A 21,899-nucleotide genomic window follows, 5' to 3' on the forward strand; every position below is an offset into this window, starting at 1 on the left:
GCAATATCTCATCGTTTTCAAATTAGCCTTCTTGTAAAAAAGGCAGATTGAGCAGGCTGAAGAATGGAAAGCCCTGATGAATCATTCATCAGGGCTTTTTATTGGGTTTTGGCCGTCTTTAACCTTCTGCTTGAAACTTGCTTCTTTTCCTTCTGTCTCCAGAAGGATATTTCCAGCTAGCTGGGAGACGATGCTCAAGACATCGGTTATGTGTTTGAAAAAGTCCACTATTTCCTTTTGGTATATGGCCTAAGTTCAAATCAGAAAGCCTATTTTTGATAGAAATAATTTTCCTTTAAATGATTGGATTCGTGTTTTCATCTCTTATTCTGTGAAAAACGAACGTTGTGCAGCCCTTTTAGGGAGAGATGCTTTGGCTTGTTGAAAAACAAAAAGCCATTGATTTTTGTAATAATCAACAGGAAAGACAGACCTATTTGAAATATAAATTTTAGTCCGATGAAACAACAACTCGTGATGCTTTTTTTGCTGTTTTCGCTGGCAGTAACCGCAAAAACAGGATTTGACTTAAACAGTGTAGTACCCGAATCGCCCGAAATTCGCAAAGGTGTGCTGGAGAATGGTTTGACGTATTATATTCGTCACAACCAAGAGCCAAAAAACCGGGCAAGTTTTTACATTATTCAAAATGTGGGTGCTTTGCTGGAAGAAGATAACCAGAATGGTTTAGCTCACTTTTTGGAGCACATGGCCTTTAATGGCACCGAAAATTTTGATGGCAAAGGTATCTTAAATACCCTCGAAAAGCATGGTGTGGCTTTTGGTCGTAATATCAATGCTTATACTTCTTTTAATGAAACAGTTTACAACCTGAGCGAAGTTCCGACTACCCACGAAGGCCTGGTGGATACTTGTTTGCTGGTTTTGCATGACTGGTCTGATTTTCTGCAGTTGAAAGAAGAGGAAATCGACTTGGAACGCGGCGTAATTAGTGAGGAATGGCGTACGCGTCGAAATGCTAATTTCCGCTTGTTTAATCAATGGCTTCCAGTGGTAATGAAAGGGTCGAAATGGGCTGAGCGCGACATTATTGGAGATACGACGGTGATTAAATACCATGATCCGGCGACTTTACGTCAGTTTTATCATGATTGGTATCGGACCGATTTGCAAGCTATTGCCATCGTCGGCGATGTGGATGTTGATGCAGTGGAGCAAAAAGTGAAAGCGCTGTTTTCGTCAATTGAGCCGGTTGAAAATCCCAAAGAGCGGCCGGATTTCCGTATTCCTGATCATGAAGAAACATACTATGTGCTGGCCACAGATGACGAAGCCACCCAGTCGCAAATCAACATTTATATTCTGGATGAAAACAAGGATGGACAGGAGAAAACCTATGCTGATTTAAGGGATACTTATATTACTTCGCTGTACAATTCCATGACAAGCATGCGGATTCAGGAACTGTTGCAAACAGGCACACCTCCGTTTGTTTCCGGAGCAACGCGGCGCGGAGGTTTGGTACGGGGCTATGATGCCTACAGCATCAGTGTAACAGCCAACAGCAATGAGGAGGCTAAAGCCTTGGAAGCAATCATGACCGAGACTGAGCGGGTTAAACGCTATGGTTTTGTGGAGAGTGAGCTGGAAAGAGCTAAAACCAACTTCTTGACTCGTTTTGAGAATCAATACAATGAACGAGACAAGATTTCGAACGACCGCTATGCCCGGGAATATGCCCAAAACTATCTGGTGAAAGAGCCTGTCCCGGGAATTGAGCTGGAATATGAATTTGCCAAAGAGGTGATTCCGACCATAACGGTAGAGGAGGTTTCGGCAAAAGCCAAGGAATGGATTAAGCCTGAAAACCGCACGATTGTAATTACAGGGCCAACGGATGTTGAGCATCTTTCGGAAGAAGAAGCCAAAGGCATTATTACCAAGGTGGAGACTATGGATATTGCGCCATACGAAGATCAGGTGGCGGCAGCTTCATTAATCAGTGAAGAGTTGCCCGGTTCAAAAGTAAAACAAACCAAACGCCTGGATGCCTTCGATGCGGTGGAATGGACGCTGGATAACAATGTGAAGGTCATTTTCCGCCATGCAGACTATGAAAAGGACAATGTTAGTCTGATGGCTTACAGTCTTGGTGGTACTTCGTTGTGGGATAACCAGTACGTGCCTTCTGCCAATATGGCTTCAACGTTTATGGAAGCTTATGGGGTGGGGGATTTTGATGCCATCAGTTTGCAGAAAATGCTGACTGGCAAAAAAGTTTCACTGTCGCCTACGTTGGGTTCGTTAACCGAAGGGTTTAGCGGTTCAACCACTCCCAAAGACTTTGAAACCATGATGCAGTTGACGTATTTGTATTTTGAGAAACCACGTTTTGACGAGGAAGCTCACAATGCGTTGATGTCGCGCTACCTGGCTTTTGTGGCCAATATGGAAAAAGATCCACAGAAAATTATGCGCGACTCCTTGTCTTTCATTTTTGCGGATTATAATCCTCGGGTAAGAACGATGAATACGCAATACCTGCAGGACGTTGACTTTGAGGAAATCCAGCAAATATATAAAGATAGGATTCAGGATGCCGGCGACTTCACCTTCTTTATTGTCGGAAATATTGAAGAGGAAACAGCGCTGGCCATGGCCGAGAAATACCTCGGCTCATTAACCGATTCAGATCGGGAGGAAAACTGGAAAGATCGTGGCGTCCGTTCTCCGGAAGGAAAAACCGAAAAAGTGATTCCTGTGCCTTTGACCACCCCAAAAGCCAATGTAAATGTGCGGTATGAAAACGATGTGGAATACACGCAGAAAAACCTGTTGGCCATGAAGATTCTGGAAGGAGTTCTGGATCTCCGCTATACGGAAACGATTCGCGAGGATGAAGGCGGAACCTATGGCGTAGGCATTGGTAGCGGAATGAGCAAATATCCGTTAAGCAAAGGAACCATGCGTATTTTGTTTGATTGTGATCCGGCGCGTGCCGACCAGCTGAAGTCAATTGTATACCGCGAAATTGATAAAGTTATTACCGAAGGGCCGACGGATGTTGACTTTGATAAAACAATTAAAAACTTGCTGAAAGACCGTGAGCAGGCTCGCGAGCACAATGGTTTTTGGATGAGTTCTTTGTATAACTACTATTTTACCGGAATTAATTCAGCTGACCCGGCAAACTACGAGGAAGTTCTGCAAAACATGACACAGAAGGATATTCAAGAGTTTGCAGCCCGGTTTTTTGATGATGCTGATTTGATTGATGTGGTTTTTGTTCCTTCGGAGTAAGTAAATACTTCAACTAAAAAAGCGAAGCTGGTATTGACTAGCTTCGCTTTTTTTTTGCTTTTATTTTTTGTGCTGAAACTTAGTCAGTACTCCTGTAGACCACGTTTAGTCTGAAAGTAGCTCCATCTTTTTTACCAGGCTTTCCGCTTCTTCCAACTGCTCGTATTTTCCCAGATCCATCCAAATGGATTGATTATCGACAAAGGCACTGATGGTTTGGCTCTTTGCCAGCCGCAGGTACAAGTCAATAATAGAAAACTTGCCTTGCTCTTCGATCAGGTCCAGCAGCTCGGGCTGAATAAGCTGAATGCCGCTAAATGCATAAGGCGTTGATTCTTCAATTTGCGCAATACGGGCTATTTTGCGGTCGCCTGTTTGTTGGTTTTCCCAACCGGTTAGTTGATGATTCTTGCCAAACAACAAGTAACGCGAGGTCTTTCGCTGGCGAACAACCAAGCTGGCTAGTGCCTTTTCTTTCTGATGAAAATCAAGCAAGGCGTCGAATGACAGGTTAGTCAGTATGTCGACATTCAGAATCAAAATCGGCTCATTCGGCTTAAACAAAGATTTGGCTTTCAGGATGCCGCCTCCGGTGTCCAACAATTCAGCTGTTTCGTCCGAAACCTGAATGTGCATCCCAAAGTTATTGTTGGCTTCAAGAAAATGGATGATTTGCTCTGAAAAATGATGAACGTTGACAACAACATCGTTGATGCCCTGCTTTTTTAAGTTTAAGAGGCAACGTTCCAATAAACTTTTTCCGTGAATTTCTACCAGTGCCTTCGGCTTGTCGCTGGTAAGCGGTTGAAGCCGTGTACCAAGCCCTGCGGCAAATATCATTGCTTGCATGTAAGTTCTTTTTGGGTAAAAATAATGCATTCTTTCAGGAAAGAAAATCAAATTGAATTAAACGAATGCTGATTTCGAAAGTCAATAGGTTGAATGTCAAAAAATAACCGGTGAAACAAGCGCGACGAATTTTCCCGGCACGTTTCATCAAGTCTTAACAACAGTAAATCGAACTAAAATGAAAAAGTTGTATGTATTGCTAGTGGTGTTAGTAGCTACAATTGGTGCCAGCTATGCGCAGCCCGGAGGACAAAGACAGCGCATGAGCCAGGAAGAACGCGATAAGCGGTTGATTGAAACCCTGGGGTTGGATGATGCTCAACAGAAAAAGCTGACCGTCATCAATAAGAAATACCAGAAAACATTTACCGAACTGCGTGAGCAAATGCAAGGGGCAAGTGATGAAAAACGCAGGGAATTGTTTCCGAAGATGCGGGAACAAATGGAAAGCAGAAACAAAGAAATTCGCGCGATGCTGACCAAGGAACAAGCTGAAAAGTTTGACGAAATGCAAAAGCAGCGGCAGGAACGAATGAATAACCGACGTGCTCCGGGTGAGCGGGGAGGTGCCAGAAGACCTGGAAAGTAGACCAGTGAATTAGGTTTGGCTGGTATATTAGTTAGATGTCAGAGAAGAGGCTGTTCAGTATATGGACAGTCTCTTTCATTTTAATACCATTGCGTTGCTAAGCCTTTATCTGTTTCCTGGGTTGAAACTATTTAAAGCACACGAGTTGGATTACTCTGATAAAACTTTAAGTCGGAAAAGTGTAAGGGAAAAAGCTATTGACCGAAAGAGCAGCGTTCAGTTTTTCTGCTTTTTCGGTCAGGTAGCATTTAGCGGTTGGCTTTCATTTCGTTTTGAAGGGCCACCATTTTTATGGCTGTTACTGCAGCTTCATCACCTTTGTTGCCCAACTTGCCGCCAGCGCGGTCCAAAGCCTGTTGCTCGTTGTTGGTTGTGAGTACTCCAAATATGAATGGCTTGTTGTATTTCAGATTCAAGTCTGTTGTTCCTTGCGTAACACCATCACAAATAAAATCAAAATGACGCGTGTCTCCCTGAATCACACAGCCAATAAGAATGATTGCATCGACATCAGTATATTCGGCCAGGAACTGTCCGCCAAGAGGCAGCTCAAAGGTTCCGGGAACGTGTTTTACCTGAATGTCATTGTCATCAACATCATGCTTTTTAAGTGTGTCGATTGCACCTTGTGCCAAGGCGCCTGTAATTTCATAATTCCATTCAGCAACTACGATTCCAAATTTATATCCTTTGGCTGATGGGACTGATTCCAGATCGTAGGCTGATAAATTCTTTGTTGCCATATGCTTTAATTTTCTACAAAAATAAAAAATCCCCTGCGATGAGGGGATTTTCCATGTACTATTTTCGAATGATTCTTAGTTGTTCTGTTTAATCTCCACGCGGGCGATATATTTCTCTACATTACGACCTTCCGTAGTTGTTGGATAGTTCTCTTTGATGGCCTGGTAGATTTCCAGGGCATCGCTAAGCTGTCCTTCAGACTCCAGGAGGTTAGCGGCTTTCATCATGTAAATCGGAGTTGTCAATTCGTTGTCCGAACTGATGTAAGCGGCTTTGTATGCGCTAATGGCTTTGCTTGTTTCTCCCAGTTCTACGTAAGCGTCACCTTTGGCACCTTCAACAATGGGAACCAGTAATAAGTCCTCTGTGTCAAAATCGTTCAGGTAATCAATGGCTGCTTCGTACTCACCCAAGCGAAGGTATGAAATACCTGTGTAGTAGCTGGCAAGATTAGCGGCATCAGTCATGCCATAGTCGTCAATAATGTCCAGGAAACCCAGGTAGTTTCCATCTCCGTTGATGGCCAGGTTGAAAGAATCTTTTTCAAAATACTGTTCCGCCATAAACATTTGCTCCTGAGCATCCGTTTCGCGGGGTTGAATGTATAACCTGGTGAACCCAAGGTAAACAACCACAATAGCAACAATAACACCAACCACAATGGTTAACATTTTCTGATTGTCTTCAATTAACTGTTCGGTTTTCGTTAATGTGCTTTCAACTTCTGAAAAGCTGTCTTCTCTTTGATCTTTATTCTTTGCCATCTTAAAAATAGGTTATATCCAAATTAGTTTCGCAAAAATATGTTTTTTTATAAAATAAAAGGCAGGAAAGGTTTATAAAATTTAATATTAATCAACATAGTGGTGTTATTAGCTGTTTTCCCGGCTAATACCGGTATTTATTCAGATTCTTTTCGCTGGAAAGAAATAAATTAGGCAATCGGAGGGGATTTGACTCTACCGTCATTCTTAATTTTCTTAGTTTTGTTTTTCAATTAGAATTTCACGCATGCACATTCAGAATTTATCGCTGGTTAACTTTAAAAACTTTGAAGAAGCTGATTTGAGTTTTTCGTCAAACTTGAATTGTTTTATTGGCAACAATGGCGCCGGGAAAACAAACTTGATGGATGCCATTTATTATTTGTCGTTTTGCAAGAGTTTTTCGAATGCGATTGATGGCATGAATATTCGGCATGATCAGGATTTTTTCGTCGTACAGGGAAAATATCTCCGGTTGGATCACGAGGAGAATATTTACTGCGGACTAAAGCGCGGACAAAAGAAGCACTTCAAACGCAATAAAAAAGAATACAAAAAGCTTTCGGAGCACATTGGCTTGCTGCCTTTAATCATTATTAGCCCCACAGATATTAACCTGATTATGGGAGGCAGCGAAGAGCGTCGTCGGTTTTTAGATTCGTTGATTTCACAATATGACCAGGTTTACCTGGATAACTTGATTCGGTATAACCGGGCCTTGCTGCAGCGCAATAAATTGCTGAAGCAATTTGCGGGCAGTGGCTTTTTTAATGCCGAAAGTCTGGAGGTTTGGAGCGACCAGTTGGTTCATTATGGCGAACTGATCCATACCAAGCGGGTGGAGTATCTTCAGCAACTTCAACCGGTCTTTCAGCGTTACTATGAGCTGATTTCATCGGGGAAAGAGCGTATTGAAATGGTTCACGAGTCGAGTTTGTATGAGGGTGATTTGGCTCAGCAAATCAAGGATTCAGTTGGTAAAGATCGGATGTTGCAGTATACCTCTGTCGGAATTCATAAAGATGATATTCTGTTTAAGCTGGGGGACTATCCGATTAAAAAAATTGGCTCTCAAGGACAAAAGAAAACCTACCTGGTGGCTTTAAAACTAGCTCAATTCGATTTTATAAAAGAGCTGGCCGGTATGACTCCAATTTTGCTATTGGATGATATTTTTGATAAGTTGGACAAAAACCGGGTTGGCCAAATTGTTAAATTAGTGGCCGATGACCATTTTGGTCAGATTTTTATGACGGACACCAACCGCGAACACTTGGACCAGATGATTGCGGAGGTGGAAGCCAACTTTAAAATTTTTCAGGTGGCCGATGGAACGGTAAATGAAGCAATAAAATGAGAAGAAGCAATACCCAAAAATTAAGCGAAGTCCTTCGGGATTATATCGAACAAAATAAATTGAATAAAAAGCTGACTGAAGTTGAGCTGATTTCTTCGTGGGAACAAGTGGTGGGGCGAACAATTGCCCGCTATACCGAGTCTCTGAAGATGAGCAATGGCACTTTGTTTGTAAAAACCAGCTCTCCGGCCCTGAGAAGTGAATTGGTGATGATGAAGGAGCAATTAAAAGCCCGCCTGAATGAACACGCGGGCAGTACTATTGTCCATGAAATTGTGTTTCGCTAAAAAGAAAAACGCTCTATCCGAGAGAAGAAAAAGTCACTTTCTTTAATTGCGTTTTCATCACTGTCTGAACCGTGAATTGCATTGTGGGTTTTTGATTCAGCAAAAATTTTACGAATGGTTCCTTCTTCTGCTTCCAGTGGATCTGTGGCTCCAATCAGTTTGCGAAAATCTTCAACTGCATTTTCTTTTTCAATGATGGCTACAACAATGGGAGCTGAGCTCATGAATTTCACCAAATCGTTGTAAAATGGTTTGTCTTTGTGTACAGCATAAAATGCTCGTGCTTGTTCCTTTTTCAGTTTGGTATACTTTAGCGCTTTAATGACAAAACCTGCATCGTTAATTTTTGTAATAATTGGTCCAATAAGGTTCCTTTCTACGGCACCCGGTTTAATGATCGTAAGGGTTCTTTTTCCAGTCATTTTGTTTAGTTTAATATAAGGTTTGATATAGCGAACTAATTTAGAAAATTAATTAACTAAAATTAAATAGCGGATGCATTATTTTTATATTTGTATCCGAATCAAAAAAAGTGATGTCTTGAAAGAGCTTGATAAAGAAATAATTAAGTTGTTTGGTGAATTGATTGATAACCCCAATCAAAAAGTTGTTATTCTACCACATATTAATCCTGATGGAGATGCAGTAGGCTCTGCCTTAGGCCTGTCGCGCGTTTTAAAGAACAGCGGGTTGCAGGTAGAGGTGATTTCTGCTAATGATTATCCCTCCTTTTATAACTGGATTGAAGGGCATGAGCAAGTGACCCTTTTTTCAAAAAAACCGAAAAAGGTTCAGCAATTGTTGGATGAATCGAGCTTGTTGATTTGTCTCGATTTCAATCATCTGTCGCGCACTGGGGAACTGAAGCCCTTGGTGGAAAATTATGGCAAAAGTTGTGTGTTGATTGACCATCATCCGTACCCCGAGGACTTTGCCGATGTGTTAATCTCGCATCCCGAATGTTCTTCAACGGCTGAGCTGGTGTACCATGTGCTGAAAGCTTCCGGGCTGGAGCAATACCTGGATCGGGAAGCTGCTTCGGCTTTGTTTTGTGGCATTATGACCGATACCGGGTCATTCGACTACAATGTTTCTGATCCGCAAACGTTTCAAACTGTAGGAGAGCTTTTGAAATTCGGCATTGATCAGGATTACATTCATGCACAGGTTTTTGATAACTACTCGGCCGATCGGATGCGTCTGTTAGGTTATTGTTTGAACGAGTGTATGGAGGTTTTTCCGGAATATCACGCGGCTGTGATGTATTTGTCTAAAGAAACGCAGAAAAAATTTAACTTTGTGCCCGGTGATAGTGAAGGGTTTGTCAATTATCCGCTGTCGATAAAAGGGATTCACTTTAGCACGTTATTTTCAGAGAAAGATGGAATGGTGAAAGCTTCTTTTCGTTCCAAAGGCGAATTCGCTGTGAATGAGTTTGCTTCCGAAAATTTTAATGGCGGAGGGCATCGCAACGCAGCCGGAGGAGAGGTTTTTGCATCATTAGAAGAAACACTTGATAAATATCGGCGCTTATTACCCGTTTATCAGGAAAAATTGGAAAAAACAAAATCAAAATGATGAAACAAATGAAAGGGATTAAATTTTTATTGATGGCGGTCATGCTGGTTGCCATGTACTCCTGTTTTGATGACCCCGTGCAGGATACTGTTAATTATACGCCGACTCGCGAAGCCGAATTGTTGGAAGTGTATCTGGACACGTTGGTTAATCGTGGTTACGATATCGATACAACGTCATCCGGAATTTTTTATGTGATAGAGGAGCAGGGCGAGGGACTTTATATCCAATCAGGTGATTCAATTGGAATTAAATACACCGGCTTTAGATCCGATAATGGCCAGATATTTGATTCATCGACTTATCATTACGAAGACGAGACATGGAAATTCAGATATGAACCAGGTAATTTAATTGATGGGTTTGAAGATGCGCTGATGCTGATGAACGAAGGTACTAAAGGATTGTTTATTATTCCTTCGAACCTGGCGTATGGAGCAGGTGGTTCTGGATCAATTCCTCCTTATACAACGCTTTCATTTAGCATTGAGTTGAAAAAGATATACCAATAAAACAGTTAGGATACGACATGAAAAAGATATTTTTATTTGCAGTTTTGATAGGCGGATTGATGATGACCATTGCGTCCTGCAAGGATGACGGGATTGACCTGGAAAAATTGCGCGCCGAAGAACTTGAAAAACTGGATGCATTTCTTGAAGCTAATAATATTGAAGAAGAGCCCACGGCATCGGGCATGTACTACATTGAGCGTGTAAAAGGAACCGGAGATACCATTAAGCTGGGCGATAAGGTTAAAATCTTTTACACTGGAATGTTGATTGATAGTACTGAATTTGATCGCACAGGCACGTATGAACCTTTTGAATTTATTGTAGGTAGTTCGGATGTGATTGTGGGAATGAGCGAAGGCTTAACTTACATGACACAGGGAGGCAAGGCCACTTTTATCATTCCATCAAACCTGGCTTATGGAGCTTCTTCCAGTTCCAGCGGGCTTCCTCGCTTTTCAACCCTGATTTTTGATGTTGAAGTTTATAAACACTACAAGCTCTCAGATACACAATCCGAATAACAAATTAGCCCGCTTTTGCGGGTTTTGTTTTTTATAGATGAATAATCAGCGAACACAATTACTCAAAAAGCTGCTCCCCGGTTTTGTTCCATTGTTTGTTTTTATCGCGGTGGACGAGCTATGGGGAACCAAAGCCGGCTTGATTGCTGCACTTGTCATTGGTGTGGCCGAATTACTGTGGATTGGGATTCGGGAGAAGCGTTTCGATCGGTTTGTGTTGTTTGATATGCTGCTTTTGCTGGCTTTAGGTGGCGTTTCCATTTTGCTGGAAAACGATCTGTTCTTCAAGCTAAAGCCTGCTCTGATCGAATTAATTCTCTGCATCATCCTGGCTTTATCGGCTTTTTCTAAAGTCAACATTGTTGAGCTGATGAGTAAGCGTTATCTGAAGGATGTGAGCTTGAGCGAGGAGCAAACACGAAGCATGCGAACCAGCTTAAAGCGCATGTTTTACATTTTTGCCGGTCACACGTTGCTGGTTTTTTACGCGGCCTTTTTCCTTTCCAATGAAGCTTGGGCATTTATCAGCGGAGGCTTGTTTTATATCCTGTTTGGGGTGCTTTTCCTGTTTGAATACTTCAAACAAAAGAAAGCCCGACAGGTGCTGACTGAAGAGGAGCAGCTTCCTTTGGTCAACGAGCAGGGACAGGTGGTTGGCAAAGCGCCGCGATCGGTTTGTCATAGCGGTCAAAAACTGCTTCATCCGGTGGTACACTTGCATGTTTTCAATCCCAAAGGAGCAATCTTTCTTCAAAAACGCCCGATGAACAAGCTGGTTCAGCCTGGTAAATGGGATACTGCTGTTGGAGGGCACATTGCTTTTGGAGAAGAATTGCAGGTTGCCTTGCAGCGTGAAGCCTGGGAAGAAATTGGCCTAAAGGAATTTTCAGCCAGCCTTGTCAAACAATATGTTTGGGAAAGTGAGCTGGAGTGCGAACTGGTTTACGTATTTGTTACCCACGATTATCAAGGTATTCGTTTGCATTCGGAAGAGGTAGAAGAAGGCAAGTTCTGGACCAAAAAGCAGATTGCACGCAGCCTCGGACAAGGTATTTTTACGCCCAATTTTGAGCACGAATTTAAGTTTCTTTTCGGTTAAGAAGCGGGCTTTCTGATTTTAGTGCCTATTTTCTGACTTCCGGTTTTGTCCAGCGATCGGTGCTGACCTCCGGACAAAACAGGCCTCTGATATCCCTTCAAATTCTATTTTCCTAAGACAAAAATGGCTGGACGTTTTTGAATGTCTGGTTTGTGTTTCTTCCAATCACCAATTGAGCGGGTTTTTATAAACTCTGTTTCCAGGGTCAGGTCGCAGGCAATACACAACTTGGTTTGAGGCTTGCAATTTTGCAGCAAGTCATCCAGCAGCTGGAGGTTGCGATAAGGTGCTTCAATAAACAACTGGCTTTGGTTTTCGGAATAAATCCGGTTTTCCAGCAGCTTGATTTGCCGGGCTTTTTCGCCTTTTTGAATAGGAAGGTAGCCGTTAAAGGCAAAGTTTTGTCCATTCATTCCAGAGGCCATCATGGCCAGCAAAATGGAGGAAGGTCCAACCAGAGGTATCACCCGGATATTTTGCTCGTGAGCTATTCGAACCACATCAGCACCGGGATCGGCTACGCCCGGGCATCCTGCTTCCGACATAATTCCAATTGGTTGTTTGTCCTTAATGGGGGCGAGGTAATCATGGAGCTGGTTTTTGTTGGTGTGTTTATTCAGCTCGTAAAAATGCAACGAATCAATATCAATCTCTTTATCCACTTTTTTTAGAAAACGTCGGGCAGTGCGGACATTTTCGACGATAAAATGAGAAATTGATCGGATAATCTCCCGGTGGTTTTCCGGAATAACAGTATTGAGTTCGCTTTCGCCGAGGGTAATCGGAATCAGGTACAAATGGGTCATGTGTCAAATTTTTTTCAAAATTAATTAATTTACACGGTCGGCATAAAAAAATCTATTTTTTGTAGTTTTGCCTGCATACATGAAATCAGATATTAAATTAAAAGTTGAATTTCTGGGGACCGGTACTTCGCAAGGAGTTCCGGTGGTGGCTTGCGATTGCGATGTTTGTCGCTCTGCTGATCCTAAAGATACCCGGCTGCGCTCGGCACTTTTTGTGGAGGCAAACGGACACAAGATTGTGATTGATGCTGGACCTGATTTCCGCCAGCAGATGTTGCGAATTGGGCTGCGAAAACTCGATGCCATCTTTCTGACGCATGAGCACACCGATCATATTTTTGGACTCGATGATATCCGCGCGTTCAATTGGGTACAAAAACACCCCACTGATATTTATGCCGAAAAACGGGTTCAGAATTCAATTAAGCGGGTTTTTGATTATGTGTTTGAGGAAAATAAATATCCCGGAATTCCGCAAATGAATCTTCATTTGGTTGAAAATAAGCCTTTCAGTTTAAATGGTATCGAGGTGATTCCGGTTCGGGGCTTTCACCACAAATTACCGGTTTTTGGTTTTCGCCTGGGGGCAATGGCCTACCTGACCGATGTAAACCGGGTGGAGCCCGAAGAACAGCAGAAACTGTTGGGACTTGATGTTTTGATTGTGAATGCCTTGCGATTTGAAAAACACATTTCTCATTTCAACCTCGAAGAAGCCCTTGAACTTATTGACCGGGTAAAGCCTAAGCGTGCTTACCTTACGCATGTTTCGCACCTGATGGGGAAGCATGAAGATGTGCAGCAGCAGTTGCCCGGGCATGTTTCGCTGGCCTATGACGGACTGAAATTGGAGCTTTGACCTATTCAGTTTCTTTTTTCGCTTTGCTTGAAAGGAGTGGGAGGGCAGCAACCAGGGCAACAACAACGTAGCTTAAACCGGCAGTCAGCAAGGCAGTCCCCAGATTAAACCGGTCGGTAAGATACCCCAGCAAAGGCCCAATGACGGCAAAGTTGATCCGGATCACAAAGTTTCGCAGCGATAAAATGGTGGCCCGCACTTCGGACTGCGTGTAGCGATTGATGTAATCTTTCAGAATGGGATGGGCAATTCCACGGAAAAGGTAAAATGCGAAAAGAATTGCAATGCCGGCCAGGCTGATTTTCCAGGCTGCGAGCAGATACCCAATGGTTAGTCCAAAGATGATGAGTAAAAGCGAATTTCGCTGTCCCAGACGACTTTCAACTTTGTAGCTAAGCATGGAAGAAACCCCAACGGAGAGGTTCAGCAAAGTCCATAAAATACCGTACAGTGACAACGGCAGTCCGGCTACCTTAAAATATGGCTGCACAAACCAGGCAAAGGTGAGCGAGGCGGTGCCGGTAAAAGAGGAAACCAGAATGGCAGAACGCAACTCGCGGTGTAAAAAGGTTTGCCGAATGGTTTTTAGAATGGATTTAAAGGTTTTGCTTGCCTTCTCGGTGTGTATTTGGGGTTCGTTTAGCAAAAAGGCAGCTGGAATGGCTATGGAAGCCACCGCAAACTGAACGTAAAAAGGCATTCGTAAGCTGAGGGTAGCGAGCAAGCCGCCGGTAACACCGGCAATGGCTTCCGCAAAGTTGCCCGATGACGTGATCCAGCCTTCCTGCTTGATGTATTCTTTTTCACGCTCCTGAGCCTTGAGGGTGTCATAAAGCAAGGCCGAGTCGGCACCTGAAACAAAGCTGTGACCAAGTCCCAGAACAATTTCAGCGGCGGCAAAAGCCCAAAAACCAAAGGAAAAGCTGTACATGGCAAATCCGGTGGCCCCGAGAATTGCGCCGAGTAGCAGCGTGCTCTTTCGTCCCCATACATCGGCCAGGTAGCCCGACGGAATTTCCATGACAACAATTGCAATGGAATAAATGGATTTCAACCAAAAAATTTCCTGCATGCTCAATCCATTATCCTGGTAGAAAAGGACGATGACGGGCATAACCAGGTTAAACCACTTGGAAAACTTAATGAGATAAAGCTTGACAATATTTGAGCTCATGGGCAGCAAAAATAGTAACTTTTATGAATCTGAATATTTGCTAGAAATGAAAATCATAATGGTGAATTTTGCTTGATTGGCTTTCTCTTTGATGTTTTTATGACGAATTTCAAGTCAAATTGAAAGATTCTTGCTACTTTTGCTGGCTGGAATTTATTAATAAGCTACTTAGCTGTCGTCAGGGCAGTGATATTGAATATATTATGAAACTATACTTCCCAGAAAATTATAAGTCGCATCTTGACTTAAAACAAACGGAAAGAGCGATCAAGCAGATCAAGGATTTTTTCCAGCGCGATTTGTCCTCAGAGTTGAAGTTGAGCCGGGTGACGGCACCTCTTTTTGTGATGCAAGGAACCGGAATTAACGATGATCTTAATGGGATTGAGCGCCCGGTTACTTTTCCTGTAAAAGAGTTGGATGACAAGAGGGCTGAAGTGGTGCATTCGCTGGCCAAATGGAAGCGCATGACACTGGCAGATCAGGAGTTTGCTCCCGGATACGGATTGTATACCGATATGAATGCGATTCGTCCGGACGAAGAATTGTCCAATATCCATTCGCTTTATGTTGATCAATGGGATTGGGAGCGCGTAATTGCTGATGAAGAACGCAACCTGGATTTCCTGAAGAAAATTGTTCGTAAGATTTATTCAGTTTTGCTTCGGACAGAATTCTATGTCTACGAGCATTACCCACAGATTACACCCATTTTACCCGAAGAGATTACCTTCATTCATGCCGAAGAGCTGGAAGCAAAATACCCGGACCTGAGCTCAAAGGAGCGGGAAAATGAAATTACCAAGGATCATGGCGCTGTATTCATTATTGGAATTGGCGGAGAAATGCCGAGTGGGCAAATCCACGATGGCCGTGCTCCCGATTATGATGACTGGACCACAGAAACAGTTAATGGTTACCGGGGACTGAATGGTGATATTTTGATCTGGAACCCGGTTTTGCAAAGTTCAGTGGAAATATCATCCATGGGAATTCGGGTGGATAAAGAAACACTTTTACACCAATTGAAACTTACCAATACGGAAGAACGCAAAGAATTATTGTGGCATAACCGTTTATTGAATGATGAATTTCCTTTGTGTATCGGAGGAGGAATTGGGCAGTCACGTCTCTGCATGTATTTCCTTCGGAAAGCTCATATTGGTGAAATTCAGTCGAGTATTTGGCCTGACGAAATGCATAAGCAATGCCGGGAACACAATATTCATTTGATTTAATCCGGTTGTTTTAAATCAAAGGGAAAAATATATTATTTAAGCGATTGCTGTTCTTGATATTTTTATATCTTTGCAACCGCAAAAAGGATGCCTCGGTAGCTCAGTTGGATAGAGCAACTGCCTTCTAAGCAGTAGGTCATGGGTTCGAATCCCGTCCGGGGTACTAGCGAAAAAAGAAAGCCTTGTTATCGGTAAGATAGCAAGGCTTTTTTGTGTTCTAAAAAATCTTGAGGGAATGGAAAAGCAAATATTCCGAAATCGGCTGTTCCTTCTTTTCTCAGTTGATTTCTTTTGCCCACCATCTTTTTTGAGGGAGTGTATCATCTAATGTGAAAATTTCTCCGATTGAAGGGGTGGCGATGGTGGTTTGCTGCTGGTTGCTGGCCGCCAGTAGCCGTTCAACAGGCTCAGTCCAGGGATGAATGCTGAGCTTGTATTTTGCCCAGTGAATGGGTAACACAGCCTGTGCTTTTAAGTCGGCTGCAGCCTGTAGGGTTTCTTCAGGTGACATGTGAATGAAAGGCCAGTATGGACTGTACTGCCCGCATTCCAGCATGGCAATGTCAAAAGGACCGTATTTTCCCCCCAGGGTTTTGAATCCCGGAAAATAGCCGGAGTCTGCTCCAAAGAAGAGGCGTTTGCTTGATCCTGAAATGACCCAGGAGGCCCATAAGGTCGAAAAGCGGTTGGTGAGCCCTCTTCCGGAAAAATGACGGGCAGGTGTTGCTGTCAGGCTGACTTGGTTGGTTAGCCAAAATGTTTCTCCCCAATCCAATTCTGTTATTCGTTCGGGAGCAATGCCCCAGCGTTCGAGGTGGGCACCTACTCCCAAGGCAGTAAGAAAAGGGACTTTCTTATTGCTTAATTTTTTTATGGTTTGATAGTCCAGATGATCGTAGTGGTCATGAGAGATTAAGACTAAGTCAACTTCCGGAAGGTCTTCAAGTGAATAATTTTCTGAATAAGCAAAAGCTTTGGTGCCTAGAAATGAAAACGGAGATACACGTTGGCTAAATACCGGATCGGTCAGAATAAGTTTGCCATCTATTTTAATTAGGAGCGTAGAATGCCCCAACCAGCATATACTCACTTCAGAAGGATCCTGATGAAAGCTTGACTTTTCAATAGGCAGAACCGCAATGGGACTTTGGGGGATCCGGTTTTCATTGTTCGAAAGAAATTCTTTTATTAGTTTGAAAAAGGGAACATCGTCAATTTGCATTTTGGTTTTCACCGGATTCTGGAATTGACCATTGCTGTAGTTGGGTGATTGCTGAATTCGGGACAAGCGCTCTTCCTTAGGTGCCGCTCCAAAAGAAGGATAAAGGCGAATAACCAGAAAGGCAATAACAATTAGAAAAAGGGTCGTGAGAAGAAGGATCATAATGATTTTTTTCATGATGCCTATGAAACAAGTTGGGGGCTAAAGAGTTTTTAGGGCGAAAAAAAAACCGCCTCGTGGGGCGGTTTAAAAGAATCTTTTATCCAAGATATGTTTTCAGCAATTTGCTTCTGGATGTATGACGCAATCGACGGATTGCTTTTTCTTTTATCTGACGAACCCTTTCGCGGGTTAGCCCAAATCTTTCTCCAATTTCTTCCAGGGTCATTTCCTGGCAGCCAATTCCAAAGAACATCCTAATGATGTCACTTTCACGTTCTGTAAGGGTAGCAAGAGCGCGTTCAATTTCACGGGCAAGCGATTCCATCATCAGACTACGGTCTGCATTTGGGGAATCGTTGTTGACCAACACATCGAGCAAGCTGTTGTCTTCTCCTTCAACAAAAGGAGCGTCAACAGAAATGTGGCGACCGGAAACTCTCAAGGTGTCTGCAACCTTCTCAGGTGGCAATTCCAGCGAGTCTGCGAGTTCCTCAGGAGATGGTTTACGTTCGTTCTCTTGTTCGAATTTTGAAAAAGCTTTGTTGATTTTATTCAACGAACCTACCTGGTTAAGCGGTAATCGAACAATACGCGACTGTTCAGCCAAAGCCTGAAGGATAGATTGACGGATCCACCAAACAGCATAGGAAATGAACTTAAACCCACGGGTTTCGTCAAACTTTTCAGCGGCTTTAATCAGTCCCAGGTTTCCCTCGTTAATTAAGTCGGGAAGGCTTAAGCCTTGGTTTTGGTACTGCTTCGCTACTGAAACTACGAAACGTAAGTTTGCGCGAGTCAGTTTTTCCAGCGCATGCTGATCGCCTTTTTTAATCCGCTGCGCCAACTCAACTTCCTCTTCAACTGTAATCAGATCCTCCTTGCCAATTTCTTGCAAATACTTGTCAAGTGAAGCACTCTCACGGTTGGTAATCGATTTTGTAATCTTTAATTGTCTCATATACCCTTCTAAAAAAAAATCGTGCAAATATAGACTTTTAAGGTCAATAATTCAAATGAATGCCCAGCTTTGGTTAAAGCCTTTTGGTTTGTTAATTCTATGTGAATTATGGATGATTAATTCATGCCAAACACAAAGTAGGCTGGTTCTCCGTTTGAATATAAACCTTCAATTAATACTCCGCCTTTAGCCTGACTGACAATGCGTTTAAAATCATTAACCGCATTGACCGCCTCCTTGTTCACGTCCGTGATGATAAAACCTTCCTTCAGACCAGCGTCTTTCAGTTTGCCTTTATCCAAGTTGGTGATTTTTATTCCATGGCTTAAGCGTAGTTGGTATTTCTCCTTGTCTGACAACTCATCAAATTTAGCACCAAGAAAAATATTGTCACTAGCTTTGATGATTTCTGTATCTCCGTGCATGTTACGGAGGGTCACTTCAAATTGTTTCGGTTTGTTGTCTCTTTTTATCAAAATTTTTACAACATCGCCTGGACGGTGTTTGCTAATTTGTTCCTGCAGTTGAGCAGTTGAATTGACTTTCACACCATCGACACTGATAATCACATCTTCATTTTCAATTCCTGCTTCTTCGGCAGCACTGTTTTCATTGACTTTTCCAATAAAGACGCCTTCGATTTTATCCAGCTTATATTCTTCGGCAACTTCAGCCGTTACATCGCCTATGTTAACCCCAAGTAAAGCCCGTTGAACCTGCCCGTATTGCTTGAGGTCATCCACAACTTTGGCTACAATCGAAGCGGGTACTGCAAAAGAATATCCTGTGTACGAACCGGTTCTGGAGGCAATGGCCGTGTTGATTCCCACCAGCTCACCATTCATATTCACCAATGCTCCACCACTGTTCCCGGGGTTAACAGCAGCATCGGTCTGAATGAATGATTCAATTCCCATATCGGCGCGATTAATGCCAATGTTTCGGCTTTTGGCACTAACAATTCCTGCTGTTACTGTGGAGGTTAATTCAAATGGGTTTCCAACAGCCAATACCCATTCGCCAAGTTTTAAGGCGTCTGAATTTCCGAACTTCAGGAAAGGCAGGTTTTTCTCATCTATTTTAAGAACCGCAATGTCGGTTGTTGGATCAGCACCAATCAATTGAGCTTCGAACTGTCGGTTGTCGTTCAGTACTACCTGTATGTCGTCGGCATCATCAATCACGTGGTTGTTGGTTACAATGTAGCCATCGCTGCTTAGGATCACTCCAGATCCGGCTCCTTGCCTGATTTGAGGTTGCTGTTGCTGATAGCGGTCGCCATAGAACCACTCATAAAACGGGTTACTATGGAATTGTCTGGCTTGTTGTGTTGAGCTTACTTTTACGTGAACAACAGCATGCACTGAACTTTCAGCGGCATAGGTCAGATCTGGTGCCTCTCCTTGCGGCGCCGAAGGTAAGCTGGCATATCGTATGGATTGTTCCTGTGGAACAGTTACAATTTGAGGTTTTGCAAAGAAAGTATTGTATGCCCAAACGGCAATAAAAGCACTAAAAAGTGCAACCACGAAGGTTAATCCAATTCTTTTATAATCTTTCATGTTGTGTTTATTTTAAGATTAATAGCTCTTTCTAAACGTGCTAATTTAACACATAAAGAGTGCCAGTGTTTTTCTGTTTTTGTTTCATTTGAATTGTTTAACATGTTTTAACAGCTTTGGGTGGTTTAAAGGGCTTGATTCATAGGAGTGTTTGCTGAATCTCGTACAAATTTACCTAGTAGACATACTATAAATTTCCTATTGAATAACAGGCATTTGTTTGCTTGTGATACTGACATTATTTCATTATAATAGCTTAACTTTGTATGAAAATTGAAAACTTAGTCATTTTACTTTTTAGCGTGAATGGGGGAACAGGTAACCACTAAAAAGATTACTTCCAGAAGTTTAACAGTCACAATACGCAATATTGTCATTGTTTCTACTTTGTTGATGACGGTTTTTATTGCTAGTCTCATCAGCATCCATGAGTATTTGATTTTCCGGGACACAGCACGCCAGCAGCAAGAAATGTATTTTAAAGAGCACAAGTCGTTCATTCGAGATCTGATTGATATTGAAGTTGAATACATTGTCAGTCAGCGGCGTTTTTTCGATGAGCGAATCACTCAGCGTGTCAGGGAAAATGTTTACAATGCCCATAGCTTGGCCGAGAAAATCTATTTAGAGTATGGTAGTCATTATGATGAAAAGACGCTGAAGAAGCTAATTGTTGATGCGGTTTCTGCCATAAAAACACCAAGCCCTTACATGGATGTGTTTATTAATGATCTGGAAGGGACAGGCATTTATTACCCCGGAAAACCTGACTATTCCGGTAAGGATTTGCTTGAGCATACGGATATGCATGGCAATTCAGTTGTTCAACGAGAGTTGGATGTTTTATCCGTTGGGGATGAAGGCTATGTGCGCTACGGAGAGGATGATCAGCTCATTTTAGAGGATACTTTGCCCGAGAATAAAGTCGTTTTTGTGAAGAAGCTGGAGGCCTTGAATTGGTACTTTGGCTCAAAAACTTACCTGGAAGATTATTACGATACGTTTAGAAATGAAATTGCCCGTAAGATAAGTGGTGATCACTTTCGATACGGAGGATATGTTTTTGTCAATGAAACGGATGGGACTCCCATTGTTATGGATGGGGAGGTTTATAAGGGGGATTTTAATTTTCTGGATGGAAGTGATCCTGATAAGATGGCTGTTTTCGAGCAGGAGCTGGAGTTGACCATGGCCTCTCCCGAAGGAGATTATTTGTTGTATGATTGGATTAAGGTGGGCACGGGGCAAAAAATTCCCAAAATATCATTTGTAAGATTGGTTCCTGAATGCAATTGGTTTGTTGGAGGGGGATTCTTCCTGGATGAGATTTTAAGTGAAATCAGTCACCAGAAGGAAAAGTTAAGGAATGAATTAATTAAAAATTTAGCGATCCTCTTTTTAGTTTTATTGATGATTGTCTTTGTGCAGCTTCTGGTTGTTTATCGGTTTAATGCTAATTTCTTAGCTGATTACAGCAATTTTACCAGGTTTTTTCAGACCGGAAAGCATCATTATAAAACCATTGAAGCGGGGCAATTGTACTTTGATGAGTTCAGAAGCATGGGGGAAGTAGCCAATGAAATGATTCACGAAAGACAAAGGGTGCATCGAGAGTTGGTTCAGGAGCAAAAAAAGGCAGAGGAATCGGATCGGTTAAAGACGGCATTTTTGGCCAATATGTCGCACGAAATCCGAACACCCATGAATGCAATTCTTGGTTTTTCAAGTCTGTTGAACGAGTTAGAGCTTACAGAAGAAGAAAAAAGGAATTATTTAAGGTTAATTGAGAAGAATGGCGAGGTTTTGCTTCAGCTGATCAGCGATATTATGGATATTTCTAAAATTGAATCCGATCAGTTGAAAGTTAACCCTGAGGAGTTTTTGCTTCACGAGTTGCTTGAAGAAGAATTGTGGAATTATACCGAGTTGGCTGCACATCTGGAAAATAAAGATATTCAATTCAAGCTGGAAAATAACTTGCCTGAAAATTACAAGATCCGAACGGATAAGTTACGGTTGAAACAGGTATTGGACAATTTAATCGGCAATGCTTTCAAATTCACGCAAGCAGGGAGTGTTGTTTTGCGGGTAAACAAACGTGCTTCGTGGGTACATTTTAGTATTCAGGATACCGGAATCGGTATTTCAGCTGACGACATAGACCAGATTTTTAAACGCTTTACCCAAGCCCGAACCCATGCTCAGAAAAACTATGGGGGAACAGGCTTAGGTCTGGCTATTTCCAAGCGAATTGTTCATTTGCTGGGGGGTGATATTGGAGTAAAGTCCATCCCGGGAAAAGGCTCCGATTTTTATTTTTACATTCCGGAAAGCCTGAGAAGCAAATAGAAAAA

20 protein-coding genes and 1 tRNA gene are annotated in these 21,899 nt (G+C 42.5%); 12 read left to right on the forward strand and 9 right to left on the reverse strand.

Translation table 11 applies throughout. The features are described from left to right. Nucleotides 1-459 precede the first annotated feature (459 nt). Complete coding sequence (locus Q1A18_RS05230) at nt 460-3,261, forward strand: M16 family metallopeptidase (RefSeq protein WP_299577874.1); 2,802 nt, start codon at nt 460-462, stop codon at nt 3,259-3,261. Between the two features lie 105 nt (nt 3,262-3,366). Here the strand turns inward: Q1A18_RS05230 and Q1A18_RS05235 are convergent, their stop codons facing one another. Further along, nucleotides 3,367-4,110, reverse strand: a complete 744-nt coding sequence (locus Q1A18_RS05235) for a nucleotidyltransferase family protein (RefSeq protein WP_299577875.1) — start codon at nt 4,108-4,110, stop codon at nt 3,367-3,369. A gap of 178 nt (nt 4,111-4,288) precedes the next feature. Between Q1A18_RS05235 and Q1A18_RS05240 the strand changes: the two genes are divergently transcribed. Further along, nucleotides 4,289-4,699 carry a Spy/CpxP family protein refolding chaperone gene (locus tag Q1A18_RS05240; protein ID WP_299577876.1) on the forward strand — a complete coding sequence of 137 codons (411 nt, stop codon included), beginning with the start codon at nt 4,289-4,291 and terminating at the stop codon, nt 4,697-4,699. A gap of 248 nt (nt 4,700-4,947) precedes the next feature. Here Q1A18_RS05240 and ribH read toward each other — a convergent pair whose 3' ends face one another. Together ribH and Q1A18_RS05250 are read right to left on the reverse strand one after the other, a co-directional pair. Continuing rightward, on the reverse strand, nt 4,948-5,442 hold the full coding sequence (gene ribH, locus Q1A18_RS05245) for a 6,7-dimethyl-8-ribityllumazine synthase (protein ID WP_299577877.1): 495 nt from the start codon (nt 5,440-5,442) through the stop codon (nt 4,948-4,950). Between the two features lie 75 nt (nt 5,443-5,517). Next, the gene (locus Q1A18_RS05250; protein WP_299577878.1) at nt 5,518-6,207 is read right to left on the reverse strand and encodes a tetratricopeptide repeat protein; all 690 of its coding nucleotides are present in this window, start codon (nt 6,205-6,207) and stop codon (nt 5,518-5,520) included. 247 nt (nt 6,208-6,454) lie between these two features. Between Q1A18_RS05250 and Q1A18_RS05255 the strand changes: the two genes are divergently transcribed. Next, nucleotides 6,455-7,564 carry a DNA replication/repair protein RecF gene (locus tag Q1A18_RS05255; protein WP_299577879.1) on the forward strand — a complete coding sequence of 370 codons (1,110 nt, stop codon included), beginning with the start codon at nt 6,455-6,457 and terminating at the stop codon, nt 7,562-7,564. After that, on the forward strand, nt 7,561-7,851 hold the full coding sequence (locus Q1A18_RS05260; RefSeq protein ID WP_299577880.1) for a DUF721 domain-containing protein: 291 nt from the start codon (nt 7,561-7,563) through the stop codon (nt 7,849-7,851). The genes Q1A18_RS05255 and Q1A18_RS05260 overlap by 4 nt, the downstream gene beginning before the upstream one ends. Here the strand turns inward: Q1A18_RS05260 and ndk are convergent. After that, entirely contained in the window at nt 7,848-8,273 is a 426-nt protein-coding gene (gene ndk / locus Q1A18_RS05265) for a nucleoside-diphosphate kinase (protein WP_299577881.1), read from the reverse strand. The two genes, Q1A18_RS05260 and ndk, sit on opposite strands and share 4 nt — an antisense overlap. 73 nt (nt 8,274-8,346) lie before the next feature. On the opposite strand from ndk, the gene Q1A18_RS05270 reads away from it, so the two are divergent. From Q1A18_RS05270 to Q1A18_RS05285, 4 genes are read left to right on the forward strand one after another with little or no spacing between them, the layout of a single operon-like run. Further along, entirely contained in the window at nt 8,347-9,429 is a 1,083-nt protein-coding gene (locus Q1A18_RS05270; RefSeq protein ID WP_299577882.1) for a bifunctional oligoribonuclease/PAP phosphatase NrnA, read from the forward strand. An 8-nt stretch (nt 9,430-9,437) separates the two neighbouring features. Next, a complete protein-coding gene (locus tag Q1A18_RS05275) occupies nt 9,438-9,941 on the forward strand; it encodes an FKBP-type peptidyl-prolyl cis-trans isomerase (protein ID WP_299577883.1) in 504 nt (167 codons plus the stop codon). 17 nt (nt 9,942-9,958) lie between these two features. After that, nucleotides 9,959-10,465 (forward strand): FKBP-type peptidyl-prolyl cis-trans isomerase, encoded by a 507-nt coding sequence (locus Q1A18_RS05280; RefSeq protein ID WP_299577884.1) that lies wholly within the window; start codon nt 9,959-9,961, stop codon nt 10,463-10,465. 37 nt (nt 10,466-10,502) lie between these two features. Beyond that, nucleotides 10,503-11,564: a septation protein IspZ gene (locus tag Q1A18_RS05285; protein ID WP_299577885.1), complete on the forward strand. Its 1,062-nt coding sequence runs from the start codon at nt 10,503-10,505 to the stop codon at nt 11,562-11,564. 104 nt (nt 11,565-11,668) lie between these two features. On the opposite strand, the gene Q1A18_RS05290 is transcribed toward Q1A18_RS05285, so the two are convergent. Further along, nucleotides 11,669-12,370 (reverse strand): SAM-dependent methyltransferase, encoded by a 702-nt coding sequence (locus Q1A18_RS05290; RefSeq protein WP_299577886.1) that lies wholly within the window; start codon nt 12,368-12,370, stop codon nt 11,669-11,671. A 79-nt stretch (nt 12,371-12,449) separates the two neighbouring features. Between Q1A18_RS05290 and Q1A18_RS05295 the strand changes: the two genes are divergently transcribed. Beyond that, nucleotides 12,450-13,229, forward strand: a complete 780-nt coding sequence (locus Q1A18_RS05295) for an MBL fold metallo-hydrolase (RefSeq protein WP_299577887.1) — start codon at nt 12,450-12,452, stop codon at nt 13,227-13,229. 1 nt (nt 13,230) lies between these two features. On the opposite strand, the gene Q1A18_RS05300 is transcribed toward Q1A18_RS05295, so the two are convergent. Continuing rightward, nucleotides 13,231-14,403 carry an MFS transporter gene (locus tag Q1A18_RS05300; protein WP_299577888.1) on the reverse strand — a complete coding sequence of 391 codons (1,173 nt, stop codon included), beginning with the start codon at nt 14,401-14,403 and terminating at the stop codon, nt 13,231-13,233. A gap of 203 nt (nt 14,404-14,606) precedes the next feature. Here Q1A18_RS05300 and asnA point away from each other — a divergent pair, with 203 nt between their 5' ends. Both asnA and Q1A18_RS05310 read left to right on the forward strand, forming a co-directional pair. After that, nucleotides 14,607-15,641 (forward strand): aspartate--ammonia ligase, encoded by a 1,035-nt coding sequence (asnA, locus tag Q1A18_RS05305; RefSeq protein ID WP_299577889.1) that lies wholly within the window; start codon nt 14,607-14,609, stop codon nt 15,639-15,641. Between the two features lie 89 nt (nt 15,642-15,730). Then, nucleotides 15,731-15,804: transfer RNA gene (locus Q1A18_RS05310), tRNA-Arg, on the forward strand. Nucleotides 15,805-15,918: 114 nt separating this feature from the next. Here the strand turns inward: Q1A18_RS05310 and Q1A18_RS05315 are convergent. From Q1A18_RS05315 to Q1A18_RS05325, 3 genes are all read right to left on the reverse strand, one after another. After that, on the reverse strand, nt 15,919-17,025 hold the full coding sequence (locus Q1A18_RS05315) for an MBL fold metallo-hydrolase (RefSeq protein WP_299577890.1): 1,107 nt from the start codon (nt 17,023-17,025) through the stop codon (nt 15,919-15,921). A 97-nt stretch (nt 17,026-17,122) separates the two neighbouring features. Next, nucleotides 17,123-17,983 carry an RNA polymerase sigma factor RpoD/SigA gene (locus tag Q1A18_RS05320; protein WP_159519064.1) on the reverse strand — a complete coding sequence of 287 codons (861 nt, stop codon included), beginning with the start codon at nt 17,981-17,983 and terminating at the stop codon, nt 17,123-17,125. Between the two features lie 116 nt (nt 17,984-18,099). Beyond that, on the reverse strand, nt 18,100-19,545 hold the full coding sequence (locus tag Q1A18_RS05325) for a Do family serine endopeptidase (protein WP_299577891.1): 1,446 nt from the start codon (nt 19,543-19,545) through the stop codon (nt 18,100-18,102). A 306-nt stretch (nt 19,546-19,851) separates the two neighbouring features. On the opposite strand from Q1A18_RS05325, the gene Q1A18_RS05330 reads away from it, so the two are divergent. Then, entirely contained in the window at nt 19,852-21,894 is a 2,043-nt protein-coding gene (locus tag Q1A18_RS05330) for a cache domain-containing protein (RefSeq protein WP_299577892.1), read from the forward strand. Nucleotides 21,895-21,899 lie beyond the last annotated feature (5 nt).

The organism is uncultured Sunxiuqinia sp. (genome assembly GCF_947495665.1).
GTDB classification, from domain to species: Bacteria; Bacteroidota; Bacteroidia; order Bacteroidales; family Prolixibacteraceae; genus Sunxiuqinia; species Sunxiuqinia rutila.